At 50.0% G+C, this 24,846-nt stretch carries 23 protein-coding genes; 8 read left to right on the forward strand and 15 right to left on the reverse strand.

The window, feature by feature from the left end; translation table 11 throughout:
• Positions 1-215 precede the first annotated feature (215 nt).
• Positions 216-2,345: a catalase gene (locus PJI16_14550; protein MDT3778783.1), complete on the reverse strand. Its 2,130-nt coding sequence runs from the start codon at positions 2,343-2,345 to the stop codon at positions 216-218.
• Positions 2,346-2,618: 273 nt separating this feature from the next.
• Between PJI16_14550 and PJI16_14555 the strand changes: the two genes are divergently transcribed.
• The gene (locus PJI16_14555) at positions 2,619-3,182 is read left to right on the forward strand and encodes a redoxin domain-containing protein (GenBank protein MDT3778784.1); all 564 of its coding nucleotides are present in this window, start codon (positions 2,619-2,621) and stop codon (positions 3,180-3,182) included.
• A 129-nt stretch (positions 3,183-3,311) separates the two neighbouring features.
• Here PJI16_14555 and PJI16_14560 read toward each other — a convergent pair whose 3' ends face one another.
• From PJI16_14560 to PJI16_14575, 4 genes are all read right to left on the reverse strand, one after another.
• A complete protein-coding gene (locus tag PJI16_14560; protein ID MDT3778785.1) occupies positions 3,312-4,955 on the reverse strand; it encodes a VCBS repeat-containing protein in 1,644 nt (547 codons plus the stop codon).
• A gap of 327 nt (positions 4,956-5,282) precedes the next feature.
• Positions 5,283-6,476 carry a glutathione-dependent formaldehyde dehydrogenase gene (locus PJI16_14565; protein MDT3778786.1) on the reverse strand — a complete coding sequence of 398 codons (1,194 nt, stop codon included), beginning with the start codon at positions 6,474-6,476 and terminating at the stop codon, positions 5,283-5,285.
• 158 nt (positions 6,477-6,634) lie between these two features.
• Positions 6,635-7,414 carry an SRPBCC family protein gene (locus tag PJI16_14570; protein MDT3778787.1) on the reverse strand — a complete coding sequence of 260 codons (780 nt, stop codon included), beginning with the start codon at positions 7,412-7,414 and terminating at the stop codon, positions 6,635-6,637.
• Between the two features lie 158 nt (positions 7,415-7,572).
• Positions 7,573-7,779, reverse strand: a complete 207-nt coding sequence (locus PJI16_14575; GenBank protein ID MDT3778788.1) for a hypothetical protein — start codon at positions 7,777-7,779, stop codon at positions 7,573-7,575.
• 117 nt (positions 7,780-7,896) lie between these two features.
• On the opposite strand from PJI16_14575, the gene PJI16_14580 reads away from it, so the two are divergent.
• From PJI16_14580 to PJI16_14595, 4 genes are all read left to right on the forward strand, one after another.
• Positions 7,897-8,331 carry a hemerythrin domain-containing protein gene (locus PJI16_14580; GenBank protein ID MDT3778789.1) on the forward strand — a complete coding sequence of 145 codons (435 nt, stop codon included), beginning with the start codon at positions 7,897-7,899 and terminating at the stop codon, positions 8,329-8,331.
• Positions 8,332-8,862: 531 nt separating this feature from the next.
• Positions 8,863-9,528: a DUF2238 domain-containing protein gene (locus PJI16_14585; protein MDT3778790.1), complete on the forward strand. Its 666-nt coding sequence runs from the start codon at positions 8,863-8,865 to the stop codon at positions 9,526-9,528.
• Positions 9,497-10,159 (forward strand): DUF2238 domain-containing protein, encoded by a 663-nt coding sequence (locus tag PJI16_14590; protein MDT3778791.1) that lies wholly within the window; start codon positions 9,497-9,499, stop codon positions 10,157-10,159. Before PJI16_14585 ends, PJI16_14590 begins: the two co-directional genes overlap by 32 nt.
• A gap of 16 nt (positions 10,160-10,175) precedes the next feature.
• Positions 10,176-11,543, forward strand: coding sequence for a hypothetical protein (locus PJI16_14595; GenBank protein ID MDT3778792.1), 1,368 nt, complete (start codon positions 10,176-10,178; stop codon positions 11,541-11,543).
• A gap of 84 nt (positions 11,544-11,627) precedes the next feature.
• On the opposite strand, the gene PJI16_14600 is transcribed toward PJI16_14595, so the two are convergent.
• The 6 genes from PJI16_14600 to PJI16_14625 form a co-directional block, all read right to left on the reverse strand.
• Positions 11,628-11,831 (reverse strand): hypothetical protein, encoded by a 204-nt coding sequence (locus PJI16_14600; protein MDT3778793.1) that lies wholly within the window; start codon positions 11,829-11,831, stop codon positions 11,628-11,630.
• 465 nt (positions 11,832-12,296) lie between these two features.
• Positions 12,297-14,048, reverse strand: a complete 1,752-nt coding sequence (locus tag PJI16_14605) for a thiamine pyrophosphate-binding protein (protein MDT3778794.1) — start codon at positions 14,046-14,048, stop codon at positions 12,297-12,299.
• Between the two features lie 67 nt (positions 14,049-14,115).
• A complete protein-coding gene (locus tag PJI16_14610) occupies positions 14,116-14,496 on the reverse strand; it encodes a sensory rhodopsin transducer (GenBank protein ID MDT3778795.1) in 381 nt (126 codons plus the stop codon).
• On the reverse strand, positions 14,493-14,672 hold the full coding sequence (locus PJI16_14615) for a hypothetical protein (protein MDT3778796.1): 180 nt from the start codon (positions 14,670-14,672) through the stop codon (positions 14,493-14,495). The genes PJI16_14610 and PJI16_14615 overlap by 4 nt, the downstream gene beginning before the upstream one ends.
• Before the next feature lie 68 nt (positions 14,673-14,740).
• Positions 14,741-15,898, reverse strand: a complete 1,158-nt coding sequence (locus PJI16_14620; protein ID MDT3778797.1) for a Gfo/Idh/MocA family oxidoreductase — start codon at positions 15,896-15,898, stop codon at positions 14,741-14,743.
• Between the two features lie 245 nt (positions 15,899-16,143).
• Positions 16,144-16,950, reverse strand: coding sequence for a PRC-barrel domain-containing protein (locus PJI16_14625; protein ID MDT3778798.1), 807 nt, complete (start codon positions 16,948-16,950; stop codon positions 16,144-16,146).
• Positions 16,951-17,643: 693 nt separating this feature from the next.
• On the opposite strand from PJI16_14625, the gene PJI16_14630 reads away from it, so the two are divergent.
• The gene (locus PJI16_14630) at positions 17,644-18,030 is read left to right on the forward strand and encodes a hypothetical protein (GenBank protein MDT3778799.1); all 387 of its coding nucleotides are present in this window, start codon (positions 17,644-17,646) and stop codon (positions 18,028-18,030) included.
• Between the two features lie 208 nt (positions 18,031-18,238).
• Here the strand turns inward: PJI16_14630 and PJI16_14635 are convergent, their stop codons facing one another.
• Complete coding sequence (locus PJI16_14635; protein ID MDT3778800.1) at positions 18,239-19,099, reverse strand: alpha/beta hydrolase; 861 nt, start codon at positions 19,097-19,099, stop codon at positions 18,239-18,241.
• Positions 19,096-19,992, reverse strand: a complete 897-nt coding sequence (locus PJI16_14640; protein ID MDT3778801.1) for a halocarboxylic acid dehydrogenase DehI family protein — start codon at positions 19,990-19,992, stop codon at positions 19,096-19,098. The genes PJI16_14635 and PJI16_14640 overlap by 4 nt, the downstream gene beginning before the upstream one ends.
• Before the next feature lie 209 nt (positions 19,993-20,201).
• On the opposite strand from PJI16_14640, the gene PJI16_14645 reads away from it, so the two are divergent.
• Positions 20,202-20,687 (forward strand): hypothetical protein, encoded by a 486-nt coding sequence (locus tag PJI16_14645; GenBank protein MDT3778802.1) that lies wholly within the window; start codon positions 20,202-20,204, stop codon positions 20,685-20,687.
• Positions 20,688-20,728: 41 nt separating this feature from the next.
• Positions 20,729-22,123 (forward strand): MBL fold metallo-hydrolase, encoded by a 1,395-nt coding sequence (locus PJI16_14650; protein MDT3778803.1) that lies wholly within the window; start codon positions 20,729-20,731, stop codon positions 22,121-22,123.
• A 542-nt stretch (positions 22,124-22,665) separates the two neighbouring features.
• Here PJI16_14650 and PJI16_14655 read toward each other — a convergent pair.
• Positions 22,666-23,010, reverse strand: coding sequence for a hypothetical protein (locus PJI16_14655; GenBank protein MDT3778804.1), 345 nt, complete (start codon positions 23,008-23,010; stop codon positions 22,666-22,668).
• 117 nt (positions 23,011-23,127) lie between these two features.
• Positions 23,128-24,741 carry a hypothetical protein gene (locus PJI16_14660; protein MDT3778805.1) on the reverse strand — a complete coding sequence of 538 codons (1,614 nt, stop codon included), beginning with the start codon at positions 24,739-24,741 and terminating at the stop codon, positions 23,128-23,130.
• Between the last annotated feature and the right edge of the window lie 105 nt (positions 24,742-24,846).

Below are 24,846 nucleotides of genomic sequence, written 5' to 3' on the forward strand. Positions count from 1 at the left end.
ATATTCCCCTTCACTTCTCCGCACGATTATTTCCGATGGCGCTTATTATGAGGTCATAATCCATTCTCTTGTATCGATCCGGAGGTAGAACGACCTCTCAGCTGAATCTTCCCTTTTCCTTTAATTCATCGTGAACCGTTATTGTGGGGGAAGTGCCGAGGAACGCCTTCCCCCATAGACTCCGTTTGGATTTCATAAATCCGGGTTCTGACCTGTTATGAAGGAACGGCGCGATCCCAGAAACGAAGCTTTCGGCACGTTTCAAGAAATTGACTTGATCCCTTCCCCTTATCAAGGGCAATGAAACCAGCGTCTTGACTCTCCTGCACTCCGGCCTTCTGAAACAGAGGAGTAACGGCTTCCACGTAACCAATAAACTTCATGTGAGCAAAGGCATCTGCCACAAAATCTCTGGCGGCAGGAACCTTGGCCAAGGCCAGCGCTCCTTCTTCGGAAGGTAAAAGTGCCACTGCGTCATACAGCACCGAGGGCCCACCATCAATTTTTTGGGCCGCTTCAATCCACGTTCCGTCGCTGGCTTCTACTCCCCCCACGCCGGGGGCCACAATCTCCATCATCGCCCCTTCCGACTTGACGGCGGCTTTGAGTGATTTAAATATTTTTATATCGACTCCGTCGGTGATGAGCACTCCAAGCTTTCGCCCTTTAAAGGTATTGGGACTATTGAGAAGAATGCTGAGCGCGGGTGATGGCTCAAGGTCCTCTCGTGTAGGTTTTGCCGCATCCGCAGGCTTAGGCATGTCCTTCAGGCGCAGACCCTTGGCCACTTGTTTAGCCAAATCCTGGTGAATATTCAGCAGATGAGAAACCATACGAGTCCGGATTTCAGGATGTTCCACTTTGCTTAATTCAAAGACTAAGGCATTCGCGATGTGGGTTTGTTCCACTTCGGTCTGGCTAATATAAAATTGTCGGGCCTGGCTGTAATGATCGGCAAAAGTTTCTGACCGAACCCGTACTTTTGGCCCTTCCTCATCTGCAGGATATGAGGTAAATCCCTTCTCCGGGGATTCCCTGGGACCTCCCGCTTCCCCGGGCCAGGAATTTGGTTCATAGTTGGCACGGCCTTTCGGATTCTGCATGGCCATATGGCCGTCCTGTTGAAAATGACTGAACGGACATTTGGGAGCGTTGATGGGGATGTGAGTGAAATTCGGACTGCCAAGCCGTTTGAGCTGCGTGTCGAGGTAGGAAAAGTTCCGCCCTTGTAATAAGGGGTCATTTGAAAAATCGATGCCCGGCACAATGTTTTGCGTACAAAAGGCGACCTGTTCGGTCTCAGCAAAGAAATTGTCCACACAGCGATCCAGAACGAGCCGGCCCACGCGTCGAATTGGTAGGATTTCTTCCGGAATGAGTTTGGTCGCATCGAGCACATCAAAATTGAATTGTTCAGCAAAATTATCATCAAAAAGCTGAAGGCCCAGTTCCCATTCCGGATAATCACCCTGCTGAATGGCACTCCATAAATCCCGGCGATGGAAGTCCGGGTCGGCTCCATTAATTTTTACGGCTTCGTTCCACACCACCGATTGCATCCCCAATTTGGGTTTCCAGTGAAATTTCACGAACGTCGATTTTCCCTGGCCATTGATCAGCCGGAATGTATGAACGCCAAACCCTTCCATGAAACGAAAGGAGCGGGGGATAGCCCTGTCGGACATGGTCCACATGATCATATGCATACTTTCGGGAGTCAGAGAGATAAAGTCCCAAAAGTTATCATGCGCGGTTTGCGCCTGGGGAAATCCACGATCCGGTTCCGCTTTGGCTGCGTGAACGAGGTCTGGAAATTTCATGGCGTCCTGAATAAAGAAGACGGGCATATTATTGCCGACAAGATCCCAATTTCCCTCTTTAGTATACAGCTTTACGGCAAATCCCCTGACGTCTCTTGCCAAATCGAAGGAGCCCTTATTGCCGGCTACGGTAGAAAACCGGACGAATGCCGGTGTTTTATCACGTGCTCGTTGAAAGAGGTCGGCTCTGGTGACATCTGCCAGGGATTCGTAGTTTTCAAAATACCCATGAGCTCCGAACCCGCGGGCATGCACAACCCGTTCTGGGATCCGTTCATGGTCAAAATGAAACATCTTCTCCCGAAAGTGAAAGTCTTCCAATGCGGTTGGACCCCGCTCTCCGATTTTCAGCGAGTTTTGGTCATCCGCGACGGGAATGCCCTGCTGAGTAGTTAATACCGGATTGGTTTTTCCGCTTGTCTGATGGACCTCCCCTCCTGTACCGATCTCGACAGTTTGGTCTGCGTATTTCGCAGTTTTACGGGTGGAAGTAGGAGAAGATTGAGTGGGTTGCTTTTTGGCCATGCGAATCGCTCCTTTTTATTGATGATTTTGTAATGAATAGTAAACATATGATCAACATATGACGCTAACCTACCTATCATATAGGACCAATTGAAGAGGCTATACTGTAAGAAACCCTGGTGAGAAATTTCAGAAAGTTTTTTGCATTCCGGGGATTAGATTTGTTTAAGTAACTTGAGAATTGGAGTTCAGATACCCACGCCCGAATATCTGCTCTGCAACCCTTGTGTTAAACATTTCAACCCGTTTCAATAAAGGAGGTCGAAAAGCATGATGATGCAAATTGGACAGACGATCCCGGATGGCACATACCAGGCTTTCCACAAAGAGCAAATTCGTTCACTGACTCTGTCGGAATGTCAGGGAAAGTGGCTGGTGCTGGTGTTTTATCCGGGAGATTTCACGTTTATTTGTCCAACTGAATTGCAAGAACTGGCAGAGTTGTATCCGGAATTTCAAAAACTGGGGGCTGAGGTTCTTAGCGTCAGCACCGATTCGGTCTTTGTGCATAAAGCCTGGCACGATACCTCGCCTGCCATAAAAAATATTCAGTTTCCCATGGTAGCTGATACGACGGGCCGCCTAAGCCGGGATTTCGGAACCTATTTGGAGGATGAAGGGGTATCGTTACGCGGGAGCTTTCTCATCGATCCGGACGGTGTGCTCAAAGTTGGAGAAATTCACGATAATAGCATTGGACGGAATGGTCGGGAGCTCTTACGAAAACTCCAGGCTGCCGTCCATGTTAGAGAAGGAAAAGGCGAAGTATGTCCCGCCAGCTGGTCCCCCGGCGATAAGACCTTGAAGCCAGGGTTGGATCTGGTTGGGAAAATTTAATGTAAAGACCAAGGTCGATCAACCATTTCATCCGGAGTAGGGATCTGCGTCATCCAGCCAGGTGACTCTCGCTTGTGAAAGAAGCGAGAGTCACCTATAGCAGGCCCTTTATTCGGCAGGTGTATCAAGCTAAGGTTGAATTTCCCAAGCCGTCGACGCCGTGCCGGGGAAGCCCACGGAAGTCCTGGTCACCCCGTTCATCAACCACACCGCCACCGCGCCGCTCGAGGTATTGCGCCAGATAATATCCGCGTTGCCATCGGCATCCGTGTCGCCTACTTGTCTCAACTGCCAGACCGGGCTCACCGCACCTAAGGAGCCGGTAGAAGAGGGTGTTGCGGTCCCATTCAGCAACCAGACCGCCGCGTTGCCATTCGTGTTTCTAAAGACCAGATCGGCCTTGCCATCCCCATTCAGGTCACCGACTCCCTGGATGGTCCACGCCGTCGACGCTGTGCCGGGAAAGCCCACAGAGGTCCGGGTCAACCCATTCATCAACCACACCGCCACCGCGCCGTTCGTGGTATTGCGCCAAATGATATCCGCATTGCCGTCGGCATCGGTATCACCCACCCCTGAAATCTGATAGTCGGAGCTCACCACACCTAAGGATCCGGTAGAAGAGGGCGTTGCGGTCCCATTCAGCAACCAGACCGCCACGTTGCCATTCGTGTGTCTAAAGACCAGGTCGGCCTTGCCGTCCCCATTGAGATCCCCGACTCCCTGAATAGACCATGCGGTCGACGCTGTGCCGGGAAAGCCCGCCGAAATCCGGGTTCCTCCGTTCATCAACCACACCGCCACCGCGCCCGTAGTGGTATTGCGCCAGATAATGTCCGCGTTGCCATCGGCATCGGTATCGCCTACTCCCTCTACCTCCCATTCGGCACTTATCCCTCCGAGAGAGACGATGGACAGGGGCGCTGCTGCCCCATTCAACAGCCACACTGCAGCATTACCATTCGTATTCCTAAAAACAAGGTCAGCTTTGTCATCTCCATTCAAATCCTGTCCACCTGAACCTGATGACTCAATCAGCCGAACCGCGCTGCCATACTTTCCCTTATATTGCTCACCTACGCTTCCATCAAAACTGATAGTCAGCACCACCGTCCCATCGCTACCGGGATCAATGCCACTAAACTGGGCCACATAGCCATTATCGTTGTCCGCTGGCAATCTTGTAGAAGCACTTGTCGGCCCCGTAAACAGCACACCCCCAGGATACGTTCCCGCATTAGGATTATCAGTCGCAACGGAACTCGTATTCGTAAAGGCGTCCTGCCCGGAAAGAGTTACCAGGGAAGCTCGATCCCACTCGTTATTGTTTCGATGAGCATAGAAGGTCAGATTATACGTTTTGCCAGGGTTTAGCCCGCTAAATGTCAACACAAGGGAATTATTCACATCATCGATATAGGTAAGCACGCCCTTCCCGTTGACCTTCCCATCAAAGATCGCAAAGGCATCACCGGTAGTCGGGTCTGCCCCTTGCAGATCATTGGCCCCGGCAACAAATTGACCGCCGGCCACGGTCATGGTCACGTCCGTATCCAGGCCGGTAGCAAAATCTTTCAGTAGGCCGGTGGCAGGAAGGCCAGAGCCCCCATTCGGAGAAGTGAACTTCGTGATATTCGTTTCCAGTTGCCCAGTCCCCCAAGCCAGATCATTATAGGCGGTAAAACCAGCTGCCGGAGCCATAGAGGTCGTCCCCATGGTCAAGACCACCGCCGCTAGGCCCACTATCCACCCGCTAGTCCGAGACGTATTCATTTTCATAAATCCCCCTTTCTTTTTCCGCCTTGAGTTAAACCACATTTGGGATGAGCGCTGTCCATTTCACGATACCTCCTTTAAAAGTTTACGGGGAACATGGTTGAGGGGGGATTAGCAAAGAGCGAGCCTGCAGCCTGTCTTGAGCTCATGTGGATGCGCCACTTGCGCGACTGGCCGGTGGTCTTCCAGGAGAGAGAGAAGAAATAGGCGGGTGGAAAATTTCCTCTATCCCTCATAATCTTCTTCATCTGTTATTGTAAGGAGACATTCAGGGTTGTAATGACCGAACCTTCGTTTAGTATTCCGATTATATTCCGGCAAGCTTCAAGGGCAAAGAACAACTTTCCTGCACTCATTTTGGTGGTACCGAAAATTTTTATACGCGTCAGGAGCTTCATCAAGATTATAGCGGTGTGAGATGATAAAAGACGGATGAATCTCTTCCTTTTCGATGCGTTCAAGCAATGGCTGCATATAATTATGCACATGAGTCTGACCGCAACGTATGGTTATGCCTTTACCGAAGATGGCGCCGATTGGAAATTTATCGGCAAAACCGCCATACACACCGGGTATGGAGATCGTGCCGTTTTTGCGAACGGTTCGTGCCGCCTGGCGAAGGACATGAATGCGATCGGTTGCGAGGAGACTTGCCACCTTGATCCGGTCGAAAAGGGCGTCTACCGTTGTGCCGTGAGATTCAAGTCCTACGGCGTCAATGCAGGCATCAGGGCCTCGTCCACCGGTCGCACTCATGAGGTGGTCATAGACTTCATCCTCGTCAAAATTAATAGTTTCTATTCGATCATCCTCATGAAATTGACCGGGGTGGCCCTGGCGCGCAAGGTCCAGACGTTGGGGAAAATGATCAATGGCAAATACCCTTTCCGCTCCTAGCATCAGGGCGCTTCGGATGGCGAATTGCCCCACGGGTCCACAACCCCAGACGGCAATGGTGTCGCCTTCCCGAATCCCGCAGTTTTCCGCTGCCTGATATCCCGTGGGAAAGATATCGGAGAGGAACAACACTTCCTCATCCCTCATACCATTATGAATTTTGAGCGGTCCCGTATCCGCAAAGGGCACACGGACATATTCGGCTTGTCCTCCTGCATACCCGCCGAGCATGTGGGAATATCCGAACAGTCCGGCAGGGGAATGTCCATAGGCCGTCTCGGCCATCCATGCGTTGGGGTTGGAGTTGTCGCAGCACGACCACATCTTGCCGGTACAAAAATAACACCTTCCACATGCGATGTTAAATGGGACGACGACCCGATCGCCTTTTCGTAGGTTTTGTACGCCGGCTCCGATTTCGACAATTTCTCCCATAAACTCATGACCGAGAATGTCGCCGGCCTTCATGGTCGGAATGTATCCGTCATACAGGTGGAGGTCTGAGCCGCAGATAGCCGTAAGAGTGACGCGTACGATCGCATCACGGGGATTGAGAATTTCCGGGTCGGGAACGCGTTCGATCCGGACGTCATGTGTTCCATTCCAACAGACTGCTCGCATGTAAAGATTCCTTCCCGCCCTCAACAGGGATTGACGTATTGTTTAGAAGAGCAAACGCCTACACAATCGACTTTTTCCGGATCCGGAATTGCCTTCTTGTTCAAAAGTGAAGTCGACAAAAAAAAGAGTTTATGCCCCCGGAGCCTCAGCATGGACAACTAGAGGGGTTGCTCCGTACCCACGGACTCGACGATGCCCGGTTTGTTGCCGACTTCCCGTGCCTTCCGCGCGAGCCCGGAATGGTCAAGATCGACTGAAGCCCGCTGGTTTCGGGAAATTTCTCCGGCCTCCATTAATTGACGAAAGCGTCGAAGATCTTCACTCAACTGACGTGCAGGGTCATCGGGAAGGAGCTTTGCCATTGCTGCGCCGAATATTCCTCCCGGCGGAGTCCATCGACAATCCAGGGAGAGAATGGTTCCGCGGTTTCCGACAGCGCGTCGCAGGGACAAGACTCCCTCGTGTTCAAGGTTGGAATGTATTTCAATTGTCCGCCATTTGATGAGTTCGTTTTGACGTTCTTCAAGAATTTCGGCTTCCCAATAAAAATTTTTATTGAAGGGACCACGTGCCTGCCAACGGGAATGTCTTTCGTCGAGTTCCTGGACCGCAACGATATTTTGCATGAACCGTGGTAAATTTTTAAAATCCCGCCAAAACGAATAGAGGTCCTCCTGCGATCGATTGATCGTAATGGACCCTCGGAAATGAACGGTTCTATTCAGGGGATGCCGTATATGAGATCCATGCAATTCGTCAATGCCAATAGCCTCATACAGGCGGCTATGGCTTGTAAGGCCATGGATGAGTAACCCGCTCCCGAATAACAGGGGTAAAATACCTCGCCTGGTTTTTTGCCCTAGACCATGAACAATTAAACCACTGCCGATTCCTAAGGAAAGGATTTGCTCCAGAGCTCCGATATTCGTGCTTTTCATATGACATCTCCAATACAAATTATTCCAGCCCAGAGAATCGGGTGATTGGCCCTCACGCCATCGGGATCACCATACGAACTAACTTATACCCTCTCGTGCTCCACGGTTACTGGTAATATCCCTGGAAATAAACCAGAAACAGACCAATGAAGGTTTTTTCAATCGCATGAGAGAATCAGCCCTTCATGTCCGCGCAGATCGAGACGGCCGTGTATTTCTTCCCCTTCCTTGTCCAGAAACGTGGAAAGACAGACGTGGGCCTGAAACGAATGGTCCCGCTCAAGTGTTTGCGGTTCACCACTGAAGTTGAGCACGACCAGATGATTACCGTCGTGACTCATTCGCAGCCGGATGTATGTGGACATTTATGCGAGCCTCTTTACCAATTCGTCCATACCTCTCATCAACCGTCCCATGGTGTACTACGGAACATCATATTGATGTTCCGGTAGAAGAACTTAACATTCAATAGGGGGGCTTTAATGGATATTTATCAGGCGCTCAAGGAAGATCATCAAGAAGCTAAGCAACTCTTCAGCCAAATCGAAGCCGCGGGGAAGAACAGTGATTCACGGGGAAAACTGTTTCTCAAACTTAAGGATGCCTTGGAGGCGCATAGCGAAGCGGAAGAGCAAGTCTTCTATACTCCCCTTCAAAAAAATGAGGAGACCAAACAAAAAATCAACCATGCCAACAAGGAGCACGAAAAAGTCACCACGTTGCTGAATGAAATCGAGGCTATGGATCCCCAGGATGAGAATTGGGGGAAGAGAGTCAGTAAACTGAAAGAAGATGTGCAACATCATATTCAGGAGGAAGAAGGCGAAATTTTTAAGAACGCTCGGGGTATCCTGTCACAGGATCAGGCCGACCAGATGGGGGAAGAATTCAAGCAGGTCAAGGAAAAGAAGGTATAAGACAATGGATATGGATTTGCCTCGGAGACGAACATCTATGATCGGAATGGAGGAAGACGATGGCGGATAATTGGGGATTATGTAAGAGGTGCCAATGGTGGCAAATTGAACCATCTGCAAATATCGAAGATGCGACAATGGGACTGTGTATTGATGAAAACCTACAACCCTTTCGATTGTTGGTCTCCGGCAATAGTGGATGCAATAGATTCATGAAAGGCACCCCTGCGAAAGCGGAAGGGTCCTCTTCCAGCCCTCCGACTGCCGAGCCAACCCGTTAGGTGAACGGGGTTTGACCTGCCAGTGAGATGGGGGAGGCTGGAGGCTGTCTCTCACCTGAGTCCGTCGGGTGGGATGCATCAAAGGGAAGAATGGCGAATCGGCTTTGTCAAGCCAGGTACTCATCAATGGGTTCAAGCCTCAGTCCATGTAAGAAATTTTTCCCGTTGACTTGTTTTTCAGGGGTTCATGGTGACCAATATATATTACCCATGTAATGGCTTATTCCGAACGCTCTGAGGAGGAGTTTATTTGAAGCATCGAGTAGGGTACGGATTATTGGTCTGGTATTTGGGGTTTTTCGTGTTCATGGGGTTGGCTCCCATTGACCCTCAAAGTTGGGCCTTTGCGAATATCCTCCCGCTTCTCTTCGTCGGTGTGTTAACCATGACACATCGCCAATGGCCATTTTCAAGCGCTTCATATGTCCTCCTCACGGTGTTCCTCACCTTGCATACGATTGGATCACACTACACCTATGCTCAGGTGCCGTTCGGACTTTGGCTGGAAGAGTCCTTTGAATTGCCCAGAAACCATTTCGATCGCATCGTCCATTTTTGTTTCGGCCTACTATTTGCCCTGCCTTTGCATGAACTCTTCTCCCGGATTTCCGGTATGGCTGCATGGCTCCGCTCCGGCATGGTCCTGATCACCCTGGTGGGGCTGGGCGGTATGTGGGAAATTCTCGAATCATGGGTGACCAGAATCGCCCACCCCGAATTAGGTCTGGCCTATCTGGGAGCACAGGGAGATATCTGGGATGCGCAGAAGGATATGGCCGCGACATTCTATGGAGCATTAGCCTCTCTAGTGATCATGGCTGGTGGGCAGAAACTAACGGGAACCCGTTTGACCATAACCCGGGAAAGGCCGGTGGAACTTCCGCATGCAATTGACCACTGCGACAAGCGTCAATAATCAGAGGCCGTTTAAGAACCGGATTCTCCTTCACGGGTTAATGGCCTGGTATGCGGTGCTTTGGATATTTCTCGCCATAGAACCGATCGACCGCCATGATTGGTTTCTCGAAAATATATTGGCGATTGGATTGGTCATTGTGCTTGTCACGACGTATCGATGGTTTCCCTTATCGGATCTTTCCTATATTTTTCTCACGGTGTTTATGACCCTCCATGCGATCGGAGCCCATTATACCTATTCAAAAGTTCCTCTTGGATATTGGATGCAGGAGTGGTGGGGATTAGAGCGCAATCATTTTGACCGGATCGCACATTTTTCATTTGGTCTGCTCCTCGCCTATCCTTTAAGGGAGTTATTTCTTCGCCGGGTCAATGTGCGTGGATTCTGGGCGTATTATCTCCCCGTTAGCGGAATATTGGCCCTCAGTGGATTCTTCGAAATTATCGAATCCTGGGTTGCTCTCCTCGTTCGTCCGGAATTGGGGGAGGCCTATCTAGGTACTCAAGGAGACGAATGGGATGCACAAAAGGATATGACCGTGGCGGTCATCGGGGCCGTTTTAACAATTATGCTGACGTATGTCTTCTCCAAAGTCGTGCCACAAAAATCCCTTCCGACTGCTCCTTAGAATTTCCGATTTCCCTATGATTCACCTGTCCATTGCGGGCTCGATTCCGATCCACGCTCACGGAGATGAATCCAAGGGACCACACACGCACGAACGTAGCCGCCACACCCCTATCCATAATTGGATGTTGGCCTTGTCGATATGCCTGATGGTGATTTCCCCTCGGGTCGCTTCGGGGGAAGATCCCGACACGCCGCTTGCAGGACAACCCCATCAGACGGAAATTTTTGGACAGGAAATTCATGTCCCTCCACGGGATCGCCGGCATGTGACGGCGATCAATATGGGGATGAATTGGATTCCGGACGGACCCAAAAGATTGGAACTTCTCCCATTTGGAGCCTTGTTTATTTGGCACAATTGGGAGGAGGAAAACCGGCGGTTTCGGGGGACAATTTCAGGCGTTTTCAATGACATTCAGTACCAGCATGGTCTGTCATCGACCAGCCCATGGTTTGCCGCCATGACCTTTGAAAATGTGATCATTCCATTCGGCCGATACGAGTATGTAGAAGGACAGGCTATCAAGGATGTGGACCTGCAATGGAATTATTTCTTCGCCGGAATGGGTTTCGGGTATCGCACGTCAGTTTCTCCGGGGTTTCAGGATAATGTGGTTGAAGTTTCTTTGACGTATGAACCAGGTTACCGGTGGTTTGACCGCAGTTCAAAAACATCCCAAAATTTCACCGTTCCTCAAAATACCTACGAAGGGCGTGTCCATGCCCGGCTCCGGGTAGATAAATTTGAACGAAATCTCATGGAGTTGCTTCATCACGGTGTTGCCTTCGGAGGTGATGCCATTTATGGACATCGCTCCCAATGGCGTCAGTGGGGAGATCCGGAATTTGAGACCCCCGATAACCATGATGATCCCACATTTATGCTGGCCAGCTTCTATGCCGCCTTGGCGGGCAAGGTCCCGTTTGTCCCGACAGAACGGCACAGGTTGGTTGTCACGATGTATGGTGGAATCGGGAAAAACCTTGACCGATTTTCCACCTTCCGGTTGCCGGGCCGTCCTACGGGCTACGAGTGGGAGGCGCTGTCACGTCCTCTCATACCCGGAGTGGCCTTCAACGAACTGTTCCCTCGCAAGTACGCGATTGCGAACCTCACCTACCGGTATGAGGCGTTGTTTTTCTTGTATCCGTATATACGAGGTACCTGGTCCGCGATTGAACGAGCCCGTTTCAACGGGGATGGTTCTATTCGCAACCAGGTAGATATGCTGCCCGCCGTGGGAGGGGGAATTGTCAGTGGGGCTCCATGGGGTTCACAAATAGAGATCAATTATAGTTATAACTTTGGGATATACCGGGACCGGCACGGGCCCAAACTGGGAGGTAATAGTGTGGTGGTATTCTGGTCAAAGCTACTTTAACATGAAGCGAAAAAAATTCCCGCATCCGATTTTCTGGGGATCAGAATGAAGATCTTCGCCTTCTTCTTTCCTCTTCCGATATGGTTAGTTCCGTTCCTGAGTCGGGACCTGTGGATCGACATGCATTTCTGTTTGAACCACTCCATAGAAGATCGTCGCCAGGGACAGAATCAACAAAAAATAAAAGGCCACGCGCGCCGGTCCTAAAATAGGGGTCGTAAAGACTCCAAATCCGATTAAGGCACAAAGTCCTGCGAAGATGAGTAAAATGAAGCCGATGGTGAGCATGGGTACCTCCTTTTCTGGCAGGCAAGAGACCGACTTTAAAAAAGATTTCCGCCATGGTTTTCCTTCCCGGCCATCATTCCATCAAACGTCGTATCCGCAATCAACCAGGTTCTGTCTTTTCCTTTCAACGTATTTGTGCGCAAGAGAAATGGCCGCCGCCATCGCCCGCCTGGAGAGAATGGTGTTGGTGTCTACAATATTCTTATTCATCCAGTTCATCTCTGCATTTTCCGAAATAGGAAACACCCAACCCCTACACTGAAATTTGAATTCTTGAATATGAAATCTTCAAAAGCTTATCAACATAGTGACAACTCCTTTACCTATCCCCCTAAACACTTCCCTCCTGTGTGTAGGAATGAATGGCGCAGAGAAGAGAGGAGAGAAACAAGATATTGGATCTCCATATTTCTGGAGCATCGCTAGCATTCCCTTCGCCAGGCTACGAATTTCTCCCTCAATCTGTTACACAAGTTCCCGTACTCGATCTGACAAGGCCGTCATGGCAATTTTCAAACGATTCGGTTCGCCTCTTGCCAACGATTCGGCAAATTTCAGGGCCTGACTCGTTGTAATGTTGGCGGGCATCGGAGGCTCGAATGGGTCCACAATGGCTTGCACTAATACCGGACCAGGAGTTTGCAAGGCCTGTTCGATGATGGAGCCGCAATCCGCCGGATCATCTATAGTCAACCCTGTGCCTCCGCACGCCTGAGCGATGAGGGCGAAATCGATCGGCTGCAGCTCGCAACCATATTCAGGATTTCCCAGGAACACCATCTGTTCCCATTTAATCTGGCCGAGGGTATTATTCTTGATGACAACCACTTTCACGGGTAATCGGTATTTGACACAGGTGGCGAACTCAGCCATGAGCATGGAGAAACCTCCATCACCCACAAACGCAATGCATTGCCGATCCGGAAAGGCGATTTGAGCGGCGATGGCATAGGGCAGCCCGCAGCCCATTGAAGCGAGTGTTCCCGAGACCGTATGTTTCTGTCCGCGTTTGGCGGGTATTTGTCTGGCCCACCAGGTCGTAATGGTTCCTGAATCACAGGAAACAATCGCGTGGTCCGACAGCCGTTTGCCCAGTTCCCAGGCGACCACTTGTGGCTTCATGGGTTTGTCCTTCCTGGTTCCTCGGGCTTCCATTAATTCCCGCCATTTTTTCATATTGGTCTGTGCGCGTTCCAAAAATTTCCGGTGTTTATTGTGGTGTAACATCGGAAGTAATTGTTGGAGTGTCTTTCGACAGTCGCCCACCAGGCCGACTTCCACAGGGTATCGCAACCCGATTCTTGCCGGGTCCAGGTCGATCTGGACCGCACGCGCCTTTCCTGGTTTTGGATAAAATTCCAAATAGGGGAAGGACGTGCCGATGAGGAAGAGCGTATCACAATCCTCCAGGGCCTCCTGGGAGGGTGCGGTGCCCAGCAAGCCAATCCCGCCTGTCGTATAAGGACTGTCATCAGGCACCGAAGCTTTGCCTAGCAACGGTTTAATAATCGGGGCTCCAAGAATTTCCGCTAATTGTTCTAATTCATCTGTCGCTTCAAGTGCTCCCGCTCCGGCCATAATGGCAATCCGTTTTCCGACATTCAGCACTTCTGCGGCTTCATACAGGTCTGATTCATTGGGGAGGCGGGCGCTACGGGAAAATACTTCCATCGAATGATGGGGAATGTTTCGTTGGGAATAACCTTTGTCGGCTTTTGATTCCTGAAGATCCACCGGGAAATTAATATGAGCCACGCCACGATAGCCCAAGGCGGTCCGACATGCGAGATCCACGACATTTTCAAGATGTGTCGCGCTCATCACCCGGGTGTTATAGACTGTGACATCCTCAAAGGCTCTGGTGAGATTGACATCCTGCTGGGCATGGGTATCAATCAGGTCGTGAAAGTGATGGCCGGTGATGGCAAGAACCGGTTGTTTTTCCATTTTCGCATCATACAATCCGTTCAACAGATGAAGCCCCCCCGGACCGGACGTGGCCAAGCACACACCTAGCTTTCCCGTGTATTTGGCATATCCACATGCCATCAAGGCTGCGGCTTCCTCGTGACGCACCTGGAAAAACCGGATATGGTCTTGTCGTTGGCGAAGAGCTTCCATAATTCCATTAATACCATCTCCGGGCATGCCGAAAATTATTTCGACCCCCCAATTGTGAAGCTTCTCGATCAACACATCTGCGGCGGTTTTCGTCATGTTCTGAGTTCCTCTCTTGTTTGTTCAAGGTTGAACCAGACGGGATTGGGGCGGTGGTTTACAGGTCTTAGGAATTGTCCGTATAGGCGATGGTAGAGAGGAGTGCATTTTCGGCCTGGCGGGAGTCCAACCTGGTATGTTGCACCACAATTGGCACATCGGACTCAATCAGGCTTGCGAAATCCGTATCCCTGGGAATGGGTTCCGGTTCTTCTAAATCGTTAAACCGGACATGTCTCGTTCGTTGAGCCGGGACAGTAATGTTATAAGGCCCTATCGGTTCCCGATCTGAATAAAAAATGGTGATTTTTACATGCGCGGGCTTGTTGGATATGTTTAGGAGACAGGCTGTTTCATGACTCGTCATTTGAGGTTCTGGACCGGTACTGTTCGCCGGAATATACCCTTCCGGGATTGCCCATCGCGTGGCACCCATCGCTTGAGTCATGACCCTATCTCTTTTTCTGCTGGCGTTCGCGGGGCTTTTCCGACTTGTCCTTGGCGATGGCGACGTTCCCATTCCCTATCCAATGCAGCCTCAAGAAGATAGGAAGGCAAGGATGGGTTAATATTTCCCGATAGATGTGACCCCTGGGAATCACTGATGTTCATCGGTTCATTCATGAGAAAATTCCTTTCCTTGTTTACCTTTAAAAGGTGAATGAAAAGATTGCATGCCCATCAGCCGCTCATTATGATCCCGACGGACTCTGAGCGTGAACGAGTTGGGGTTTTTTAACCGGCGGACGGCGGAGATTTTGCCGCATTGTTGGACGGCGTTTCCGGTTTAATTCTTTAAGAGAGACCGGCTGGCCTTTTTGGGCTGAACGATAAAGAGCATCGATAATTCGAACATCATGAAGGCCTTCATCGCCTGCCGGTTCGGGAATCGTCCTGTTCAAAATGCAGTCCGAAAATTTGAGCAGTTGGGGAGCAAATTGATCGCGTTTGGAAAAGGTTTGCTTTTTCTCCTTCCCGTTAATGGTCAGGTAATGCGTAATGGGCTCAACATACTCGTAGGCTGATGTCATCCGTAGTTGTCCCTTTGTACCCACGATCCGAAACTCGGAAACGTCGGCGGCTCCGAAACTACAGATGAAGGAAGCCAACCGATCTTCGGGAAACCGGAGTGTCACCGCGCACATTTCTTCAACTTCCTCGAATTTACCGTTTCCCTGTCCGGCGTTGGTGGCATACACGCTAAGAGGTTCCGCTTGAAAAAGATACCGGGCGGCATTTAAACAATAAATGCCGATATCCCAAAGCGTTCCTCCACCGGTCTCTTCCCGTAGGCGGATATTATTTTTGTCTTTGACCGGGAGACTAAATGCCGATTGAAAGTATCGGGGATTGCCGATTTTCCCGGATTGAACGATTTGGATCGCGCGTAGATTGGCCTCCTCAAAATGAAGCCGATAGGCAACCATCAATTTGATACCATGATGGTCTGCCGTGCGAATCATGGTTTCACATTCCTTGACCGAGGTGGCCATGGGTTTTTCACACAAGACATGAATCCCAGCTTTCGCAGCTCGGGTGGTATATTCGCAATGCAAATGATTGGGAAGAGCGATATACACGGCATCAATTTTTTCCCGTTCCAGGCATTCTTCATATTGGTCATAGGAATAGAGCCCGCGAATGCCATATTGTTTCCCCAATTGCTTCAATTTTTTGGGGTCATCGGAGATGAATGCCGCTAATTCCGAGTTCTTTTTCGCATGCGCGAAGGCCGGGAGCACGGCCACCTGAGCGATATATCCTAATCCTACAACCGCGTACCGGATAGGGATTGAGGGCTTTGTTTGTGTGCGTGATCTCTTTTTTGTCGATGTTTTTTTGGGTGCCATGATGTGATTCCATTCTCTTAAGATCTTAAGAAAAAAATTATTGGTTTTTATATCAGGGTCTGCTTTTTAGCAAAACTGTGGAAAACCCTTGTCGGGAATTTTCCGGGTCGATATGACCGGGATCCGATACCCTCAAATAAAAAAGTTGGAGTAGGGAAGGTTCTGAAAAAGGAATGAGGCGGGAGGAACTCGAAGCGGGAAAAAGCACGGAGGCTTTTTCCCGCTTACAGACAATACGGAGATAATTAGTCGTGTCCAGTTTTACTCTTCGTATGGACACTCCCATCCATATTCCATGCGGGAGAGCCGTCAATCTTCCGCACGGTCAGGACTTTTCCGTTTCTTTTCAGCACAATTTTTGATGCGACAATCACACTTTCCCCTTCTTTCATGATGCGTGAACCGGTCACTTCGACTTTATCGCCTTCCGTAACCTCTACCCCCTGAGCTTTGAGGTAATTATCTGGTGCAACCCGCACACGCTCGGTTCCGGAGGAGGTTTTCACATCCAGCACGATAAGACTATCGGTTGTGGCGACTCCTGATTCAAACAGGTCATTATTCACGTTTTCCACCGTTCCATCGACTGTTTCGACAGTGGCCGGGTTGAAGTCCCTGGTATGAATGCCGGCTGCTTGTTGATTGTGGACTGATGGGTGGTTTTTAGCCGGCGCCTTTTCGCCAATCGGCGCTTCGGCGACCTGAACCATCATTTTATCATCTTGTTTGGTGAGCTTGACCTCCGCCCAGGGGATGGAATAATTTTCCGACCCGATGCCCAACGTTCCCCCGAATGTGCCTCCATAGGAGAGCACAATATAAGATATCTGGCCGGTCTTTTGGTCAATCAGTAAATCTTTGACCGTGCCAAGTTCCTTGCCCGCCTTGTCAATGACGGTGTTGCCAATAAGAGTATTGGCGTTGAGAAGAAGTTCATTAGATGGATGAGTCGATCCTCCTGATTCACTGAGGGCTAAGGACATGCCTCCTCCGATGAGAGCAAAGGCTAATGCCATTCCGAGCGTGCCACTGGTTCTACGTCTTGTGTTCATAATGATTAATTTCCTTTTTGTAAGAGTTTCTAAAAACTGATGGTGATTTGGTGATGTCATCTTCTTGATTTATAAGGTAATGGAATGGTCACGAGCCAAAAACCGTGCAATCTTCTTTCCTCCTCTTATTAAAAGGGCTAACCATCACGATAAAGGAAGGTAAATCGCCTCTGCGGCTAGGGGTGGCTGTACCTCTCACCTGGAAAAGGAATAGATTTCCGATGCGATGCTAGTTGTTTTGGAAAGGTTTCCGTGATCGGAAAGGATATATAGGAAATTTGGCCGGGATTCTGATCCTTTAACAATTCGGTAACCGTTGCCGACTTCCCCCCCGGACCTGTCGGGACTGATTCATTAAGTACGAACATCATCCCTCCCCCTGCCAGGCCAAACGCTATGATCATTCCGAGAATTCCTTTAAAGGTCATGAGTGGGGGCATGGTATGTTTTCCTTGTAAAAAACTTTCGTGAGTATCATCTGTGTTTTCTGATTTCCTGATTGTAAAGAAAATTGGAGAAAATGCGCCTGGAGAAAACCCTTGCTTCCTTGTTTTTTCTCCCTGACGCATATGGCCGAACAATATTTGGGAAATCGCGATTCAAGGGTTCTTGCCAGATGTTTTTGCTTCTCGTTTCAGGGGATAATTCCAAGAGAAATCCAAGATATAAATCCCAGGAGAAAGAGGTGAGAAGATGAGTCGAACAAGGATTGAGATGGGAGTCGTGATGCTGGGTTTCAGTATAACCCTCTTATTGAAAGCACAAGGATTCCCCCAGGGTCTACCAGAATCAAGTGCCCAGCAACTTCAGATTTCGGCGGATGAAGCTCAATCACATCAACCGAACCAATTTGGAGAGAAGAAGGACCTTCAGAAGCCCCAACCTGTCATCCCACCAAACAATGATGCTGAGATGGTCATAAAGCCGGATGTTCCTACCAACCCGGAAGCAGTGGTCACTCCGCCGGTGGTGGATCCGGAGATGGCTGTGGATCCTACCACTCGTCAGCCCATGACCGACGAAAAACTGGAAGAACTGACGCCAGAGGAATTAGAGGAGAACGCCCGAGGGGAGAAATAAACCGTTTTCAAAATACATGAGGTTGCTAAGGGTTTGTTATCAAAACGGCGGCGGCCTGATGCGGTAACGTCAATTTTGTGAGGCCCGCGCGAGAGTGGTGGTACGGCGGGGCACTACGACTGCTATTGCCCTTAACGGATCAGGCTTTATTTGTAAATCGTTTTCTTAATCTGGAGACCCCTTGGGCGCTGTATCTGGGTTAGGTTGCCTACACCCTCGTATCTCTGAACGACATTTCATCCGTTCGCTCGAAAAATTCCAACAGATGTCTTGTCACGATCTCCGGTTGGTCCAACATAACAAAGTGCCTTGCGTCCTTCACACGAATCAATCTCGAACCCTGAATATCCTTCACGAGCCTTTCTCCATAATGAATAGGTTGAAAACGATCGTTCTGACCCCATACGACCAGTGTTGGAATCCTGATTCTCGAGAGGAGATGGGTGATTTCCGTCGTGAGATTGGTATTCAATGCGGCTGCATTCCGTATGAGTGACAGTTTCCCCGTCTCGGTGGTGTAGGGTGCCAATAATCCATCCAATACTTCCCGGTTAACGGAGGAGGCAAATCCGCCCTTTAAGGCCTGTCGAAGCAATCGAACCGCAAGCGAGGCTGATAATTTCCGGTGAGCTTCAGGATGTCCAAACTGGAGCATCAATTCAATTGGCCAGGAGTCATAACAGACCGTGTTCATGACGATAAGCGTTTGAACCCGGTCGGGGAACAGGGTCGCCAACCTCAACGCGACACCGCCCCCGATATCATGCCCGATGATCGTGGCACGAGGGATTCCTAATTGTGTCATCCAGGAGGCAATCATATGGGCCTGGCAGGCGATGGAGCGATCAAAGCAATCGGCTTTATCACTAAAACCGAATCCGAGTAAATCAGGGATCAGGACGCGACGGGTTCGCGCCAACTCCGAAAAGATCCCGTGCCACAAATAACCCCAGACAGGGATCCCATGGATGAGGATAACAGGGGGACCAATTCCCGCCTCCACATAACTGAGAAACCGGTCGTTAAGCCGGCTGACGAGTTGAATCCGCTGAAATTCCCGCCAGGTCATGTTGGTGACTTCATTATGGGCGAGGGTACGCCAACCGGAAAGGGCGACATTTCCAAATCCTCACGAGATCGCCAATCCAGAGACATCAGCACGATATTTAAAATCAAAGGTGGCAAAAGGTGGGTAAAATCGGAGGTTGTCTCCAGGAAGCTCTGTCGTTTCCTTCCCAGAATCATCAACTGGTCCTCAGACAAGGTTAGTCGAGGAATGACCTCGCCTGCCATCTGTTGAGCCGCTTCCTGTAAGGCCACCGCGGCTTCCATGTATCGAGGTTGATGTATCACAGATTTTAGGCGATGCCAGACTGAAAGAAAATATTCCGGCCATAATGCCAACGTCCGGTAATCGCTGTTAATCCTGGTTAAACCCAATGTTCGTTGTAAATCCCGAAATGTTTTCCGGAGAGTGGCATTGTCCGGAGTTTCCTCGATCATTTCCATGGGGTACATGTGACGGGGAATTCCTCGCGTAATCAGCTCATGATCCTGTTGGCGGGATTGGAAAGCGGTCATAGTGGGATGATGGCAAGCGTATTCCACCGCGGACGTGATGAGCAGGAGCTTGGGATTGATGTAATGGTAAAGTTCGAGAGCGGCCTGTATGTGAAAAACCTGGCTTTCACCCAACCTGACGGACGAGGCCACCTCCAACCTGGGAAGTTTCTCGGCAAGGCGGGCAGCTAACGCCCGGAGTTGATCGGATGAATCTTCGAATACACGGGTTTCAGCGACCGGTCGAATTGACTCCCATAAGACAGGGAAAAACGTTGGATAGGCGGCCCATGTGCGAAAGTTGAGATTGACTCCGGAAACACGAAAGACCTGTTTAATCTCATGAAAAATGCTGTCCAGCTCTTTCTCAGCCTCTTCTTCTGGTATGGGATGGTTTTTCATAACACACAAAAATGAGTGGGGTGTTTATCCAAAGTGTGGGCCACGCGGCCTGAATTGACTACTAGCAGAAACCCTGTAGTTTCAACGGATGCCAGGGTTTTTGTTAGTTGTTGATCCATTTGTCCTTGCTTATCTTCTGAACTACACAGAGCGGCGCCCCATTGCATTGGAGCGCGTCGTCCCTCAGAACAGAATGGAGGCCATGGATGATGACTTCACCAACGACCACACGAGTTGAGGAAAATACCGACGCTGACATCAATGAGGAAATCTATAACCGCACAAAAAATAATGTTCTGTTGTATGCCTCAGCCGGGCCTTCGGCCATCGATCGAAGGTTAAGGGAGCTAGAGGTGGAATGGGATATCGAAAGAATACTTGAAGCCAATGCTGCCTCATTTTCCCTTATGGGCCTGGCATTGGGAGCTTTTATTGATCGCCGATGGTTTATATTTCCTGCCACCGTAGCCGGTTTTCTTCTGCAACATGCCATACAAGGCTGGTGTCCGCCGGTTCCCCTGTTCCGGCGAATGGGAATACGGACCGCACATGAGATTCAACAGGAGCGTCATGCGTTAAAGGCATTGCGGGGAGATTATCGGGACGTGGCCGAATTAAAGGCCGAAGTCAATGGGGCGGACGCTCTGCAGGTGACTCGAGCATTTGAGGCGGCCGGAAATAACTCCTCCACCTAGATGTTTAGGAGCATATTCGGCACAATCATCATCCACAACTCATGATCATTAAACAATTTCATGTGGAAAGTTTGGGGCACGCCTCCTATCTTCTCGGTTCGGAAGAAACCGGAGAAGCCTTCGTGGTGGATATACAGCGGGACGTGGAACCCTATCTCAAAGAATCCCGCACACAGGGAATGACGATTGCGTATGCCCTTGAAACCCATCAGCACAACGATTATGTGACGGGAATTCGTGAATTGGCCGAACGCATTCCTCTCCAATGCCTAGCGGGCCAACATGCCAAGCTCGGATATGACGCGCGTCCCATGGCCGATGGAGAGCGGTTAACAATTGGAGAAATAGAACTTCAAATTTTGCATACTCCGGGACATACACCCGAACACATCAGCGTTCTGGTGACGGACCGCTCGCGGGGTAAAGAACCCGTTCTGCTCCTCTCCGGGGGAGCCTTGTTGGTTGGGGATGTGGCCAGACCCGATCTTTTGGGTGGAACGGATGAAGCGGCTCATCACGCGGAGGTCATGTGCAAAATGCTCCAGGAAAAAATTCTGCCGCTTCCGGACTATGTGGAAGTCTACCCCACGCATGTGAGAGGCTCTCTGTGTGGGGGGAATATTGGAAGCAGGTTATCCACGACGATCGGGTACGAACGCCGGATGAATCCTCTTCTGGCCGACCTGGACAACAAAGACCATTTCGTCAAACATTGCCTGGATTTAAAGCATCTTCCCGGTGTGCCGCCCTATTGGCCCAGGATGCGGAAAATGAATAGTGAAGGCCCCCCTCTGCTTGGAACCATGCCCGAACCGCCTGCACTCACACCGGACCAGTTTTGCCGACAACAGGAAGAAGGGTGCCTTGTCGTCGATTGCCGCCAAGCGGAAGGGTTTACCACTCACATTCCCGGTGCGCTGAACGTTGGATTGGGATCATCGTTTGCGACATGGGCGGGTACGGTCATCCCGGCGGATACCCGGGTCTTACTTGTTTTGGATCATCCGGCAGACCTTTGGGAAGTGTCCTGGCAGCTTCTTCGAATCGGATATCCTACACCGGCAGGTTGGCTGGCGGGCGGGATGTTCGCATGGCGAACGGCAGCGAAACCCCTCCATCAGTTAACACAGTGGTCCGTGTGGGATCTTCAGGCTCACCTAGAGAAAGATTCCGATCTGGAGGTATTGGACGTTCGCCAGCCGGGGGAGTGGGCTGCCGGTCACATCAAGAATGCCCGATTTGTGACGGGCAGCGAACTCCCGCAACGTGTTCAGGAAATCAGAAAAAATCTACAGGTTGCGGTCATCTGTGGAAGCGGATACCGCTCGTCGGTCGCGGCAAGTTACCTTCAACATCATGGCTATCCAAACATCGTCAATGTGATTGGAGGAATGAGCGCTTGGAAAAAGGCTAACCTTCCGATTATCAAGGATTAATGCCCCAGTCCGGCCCGCTTGAGGGCGCCACAGGATTCCGCAAGAATTGTTCTATTTCAAAAGGCTTGAGCCCCCAGATGGTTGGTGGTGAAATTGACGTGTTAAGTTGGTTTGCTTTCGCCACCGCGGATCCTCTTCGGTAATACGACTCCTTTTGAGCATTTGGCCGCTCTTGTTGTTTTCGCCTCGGAGGATTCTTCTGCCATCGTAATTTCAGACATTTATCTGGAGGATATGTCCTGGTTGCACTCTATGAATGAATGCCCGGTGATATCGTGGAAAGAAGATGACGACATACACATCGAATGGGGTCAGGCCCATAAAGGGTTTGATGTGTAGGTTCCCAGAGGATAATAGAGATGTTCACAAGAAATGATTAAAATGTCGATGTGATTCAAACGGAGATAAAAAACTCTGTCAACAATGGGTGTCGGCCGATCGGACGATCTCCCCTTCGTCCGATCGGCTCCTACCCCTCACTAGATGGCATTCCCTGGCCCTAGTGATGCTTGTATGTCATGAAGCTCCTCATATCAATCTCATCACATACCTTGTTGACGTTTTTCCCTTTCTTCTGCCTTTTTATCTTCACCCGTATATCCTTGTGAGGTGTCGCCTGGGGGAAAGGTGCTAGGGCTGCCAAAGGTTGAACCTTCTTCACCTACACCACCCGGGCGGGCTTCTCTTTGCTGATCCTCCGTAGGTTCAGTATTCCGGTTCGAATGACTTTTTGACTCAATCGTCCCCTGATTTTGCTCGCCCTGCATGCTTGGGGAATCTCCAGCTTGACGCTGTTGGTCGTTCATCCCGGCCTGACCTGCAAACACGGAAACACCGGAAAACACGAGGAACGCGGACATACCCATGACGGTTAAAAGTTTTGTCATGTCACTTCTCCTTTGAATGGTGGTTATTATTAATTAAACGGCTCAGACTGTAAGGGTTAAATGTTGAAGGTTTTGGCCTCTGGATCCTAGTGTGAGGCTCAGAGGTCTCTTTCCAATTTATGGACGGTATCCTTCCGGGCGATCATCATATTCCTTCATATTGGATCTCCTGGATTGATACTGATCGTCGTTCTGCCGTTGGGAATCATAATCCCTCCGCGGAGCTGTCGTGTTGTACCGGTCAGACAACTGCTCCATATCTCTGTAATTTCCTTCGCGATTCTGGGAATACATGGACCTTTGCCTTTCACCTTGCAGATCATCATAGTTCGGCCTGTTTGAACGGGATTGGTTCCTGTATTCCCGATCGCCCGAATTATTGTAATTTCTTCCCTCGCTGCGAGAATATTGTTCATTTCCGCGATCCCGATAATCATTTGAATATGATCCTTGTCGATTTCGGGTAGATGAATTCTGCTGATCAGCCCCTTCATATTGAAAGGCTCGATCATGTGGCGGAAATTCGGTTGGGCTGAAGTTGTTACGTCTCGTCTGATAGTCTTCAGCATTCTGATCTTGATAGTGCCTTTGCCGATCATCTCCCGAACGGCTCATGCGAGAACGGTTCTGATCATATCGATCATACCCTTCCCGATTATTTCGGAAAGTTGGCGTGTCTTCGTAGTAGCGGTCTCGGATTTGGTCTCTCTCATCTAGTCGCTCGTTCCACTTGGCCAAATTCTGCCGTTCCTGTTCCGAAAGATCCCAATTCTTTTGCACATGGGCGCCGACATTTTCACCATCATTCAGAATGGGAAGATTCCCTAATTGATTCTGGGTGACTTTCATTTTGAAGGATTTATTCCCTGATCCCTCCAATGCCTGCCAGGGGACCGAAATTAACTGTCCGTCCGGTTTCCTGATAATGGCATAGGCAATGTCTCCGTTGTTATTCGTCATCACCCTGTAGACACTCCCGATTTCCTTGCCATCATTAGAATTGACCGAGTAATGAGCATCCTTATCCGAGATATCCAACCCGCCTAATTGCCCGGCTGGAAGAACAAAGTACTCCCCTTCCACTCCGGCTGTTCCATAGTAGTCCTCACTATTCCCCATGGACCGCACAAATGTGGCTGTATTGTTTTCACCTAATTTGGCTTTGACAAACTCCCCTTTTTGGAAATTACATTCGCCAAACCTAAAGCCCTGTTGCTGGGATGGCTGTGAATCACTAGACATCCCTGGAGAGCTCTGACCGGAAGCCCGTCCACTCGGATTTTCCAAAAGATTGCTAATCGAGGTTTGAGCGGAGGTAGAGGAGTCTCCTCCGGGAGAATTTTGGGTCATTTGATTTTTCCCGGAAGTGCTTTGCGCAGAAGATTTCCCGGTGGAATTCCCTTGGTCCATTGCGGAATGTTGATTTTTTTGGGACTCACCACTCATGGAAGACGATTGTGATGTTTGAGTTCCTTGCGGACAAAGCTGATTCGTTTGATCAGTGATCCGAAAAGTGATTCGTTCTCCATCACTAGTACGCAAGGTGATTTTCTCTCCATTCTTTTTGGAAATTTCGCCCTCAATGATTTGTTCAATGGCGTTCGAATGCCCCCGGTCCTCACGATGTGACCGGTCCTCCCGAGACATGCCGGATTCTGCTAACAGCGGTAATGTCAGCAGTGGAATGCCGGCGAGAAAAATTGTTTTGACCATGTGCCTTCGCAACTTCATGGTTTGTACCTCCCTAGGGGTTGGGGTTGAAAAATAAGATAATGGTCATGTTCGTCACAATAAATGTTTTTGTGTTCGGAACAACTGGTGAAAACCCTAGCGGTT

The organism is Nitrospira sp. MA-1, assembly GCA_032139905.1.
Taxonomy (GTDB): Bacteria; Nitrospirota; Nitrospiria; order Nitrospirales; family UBA8639; genus Nitrospira_E.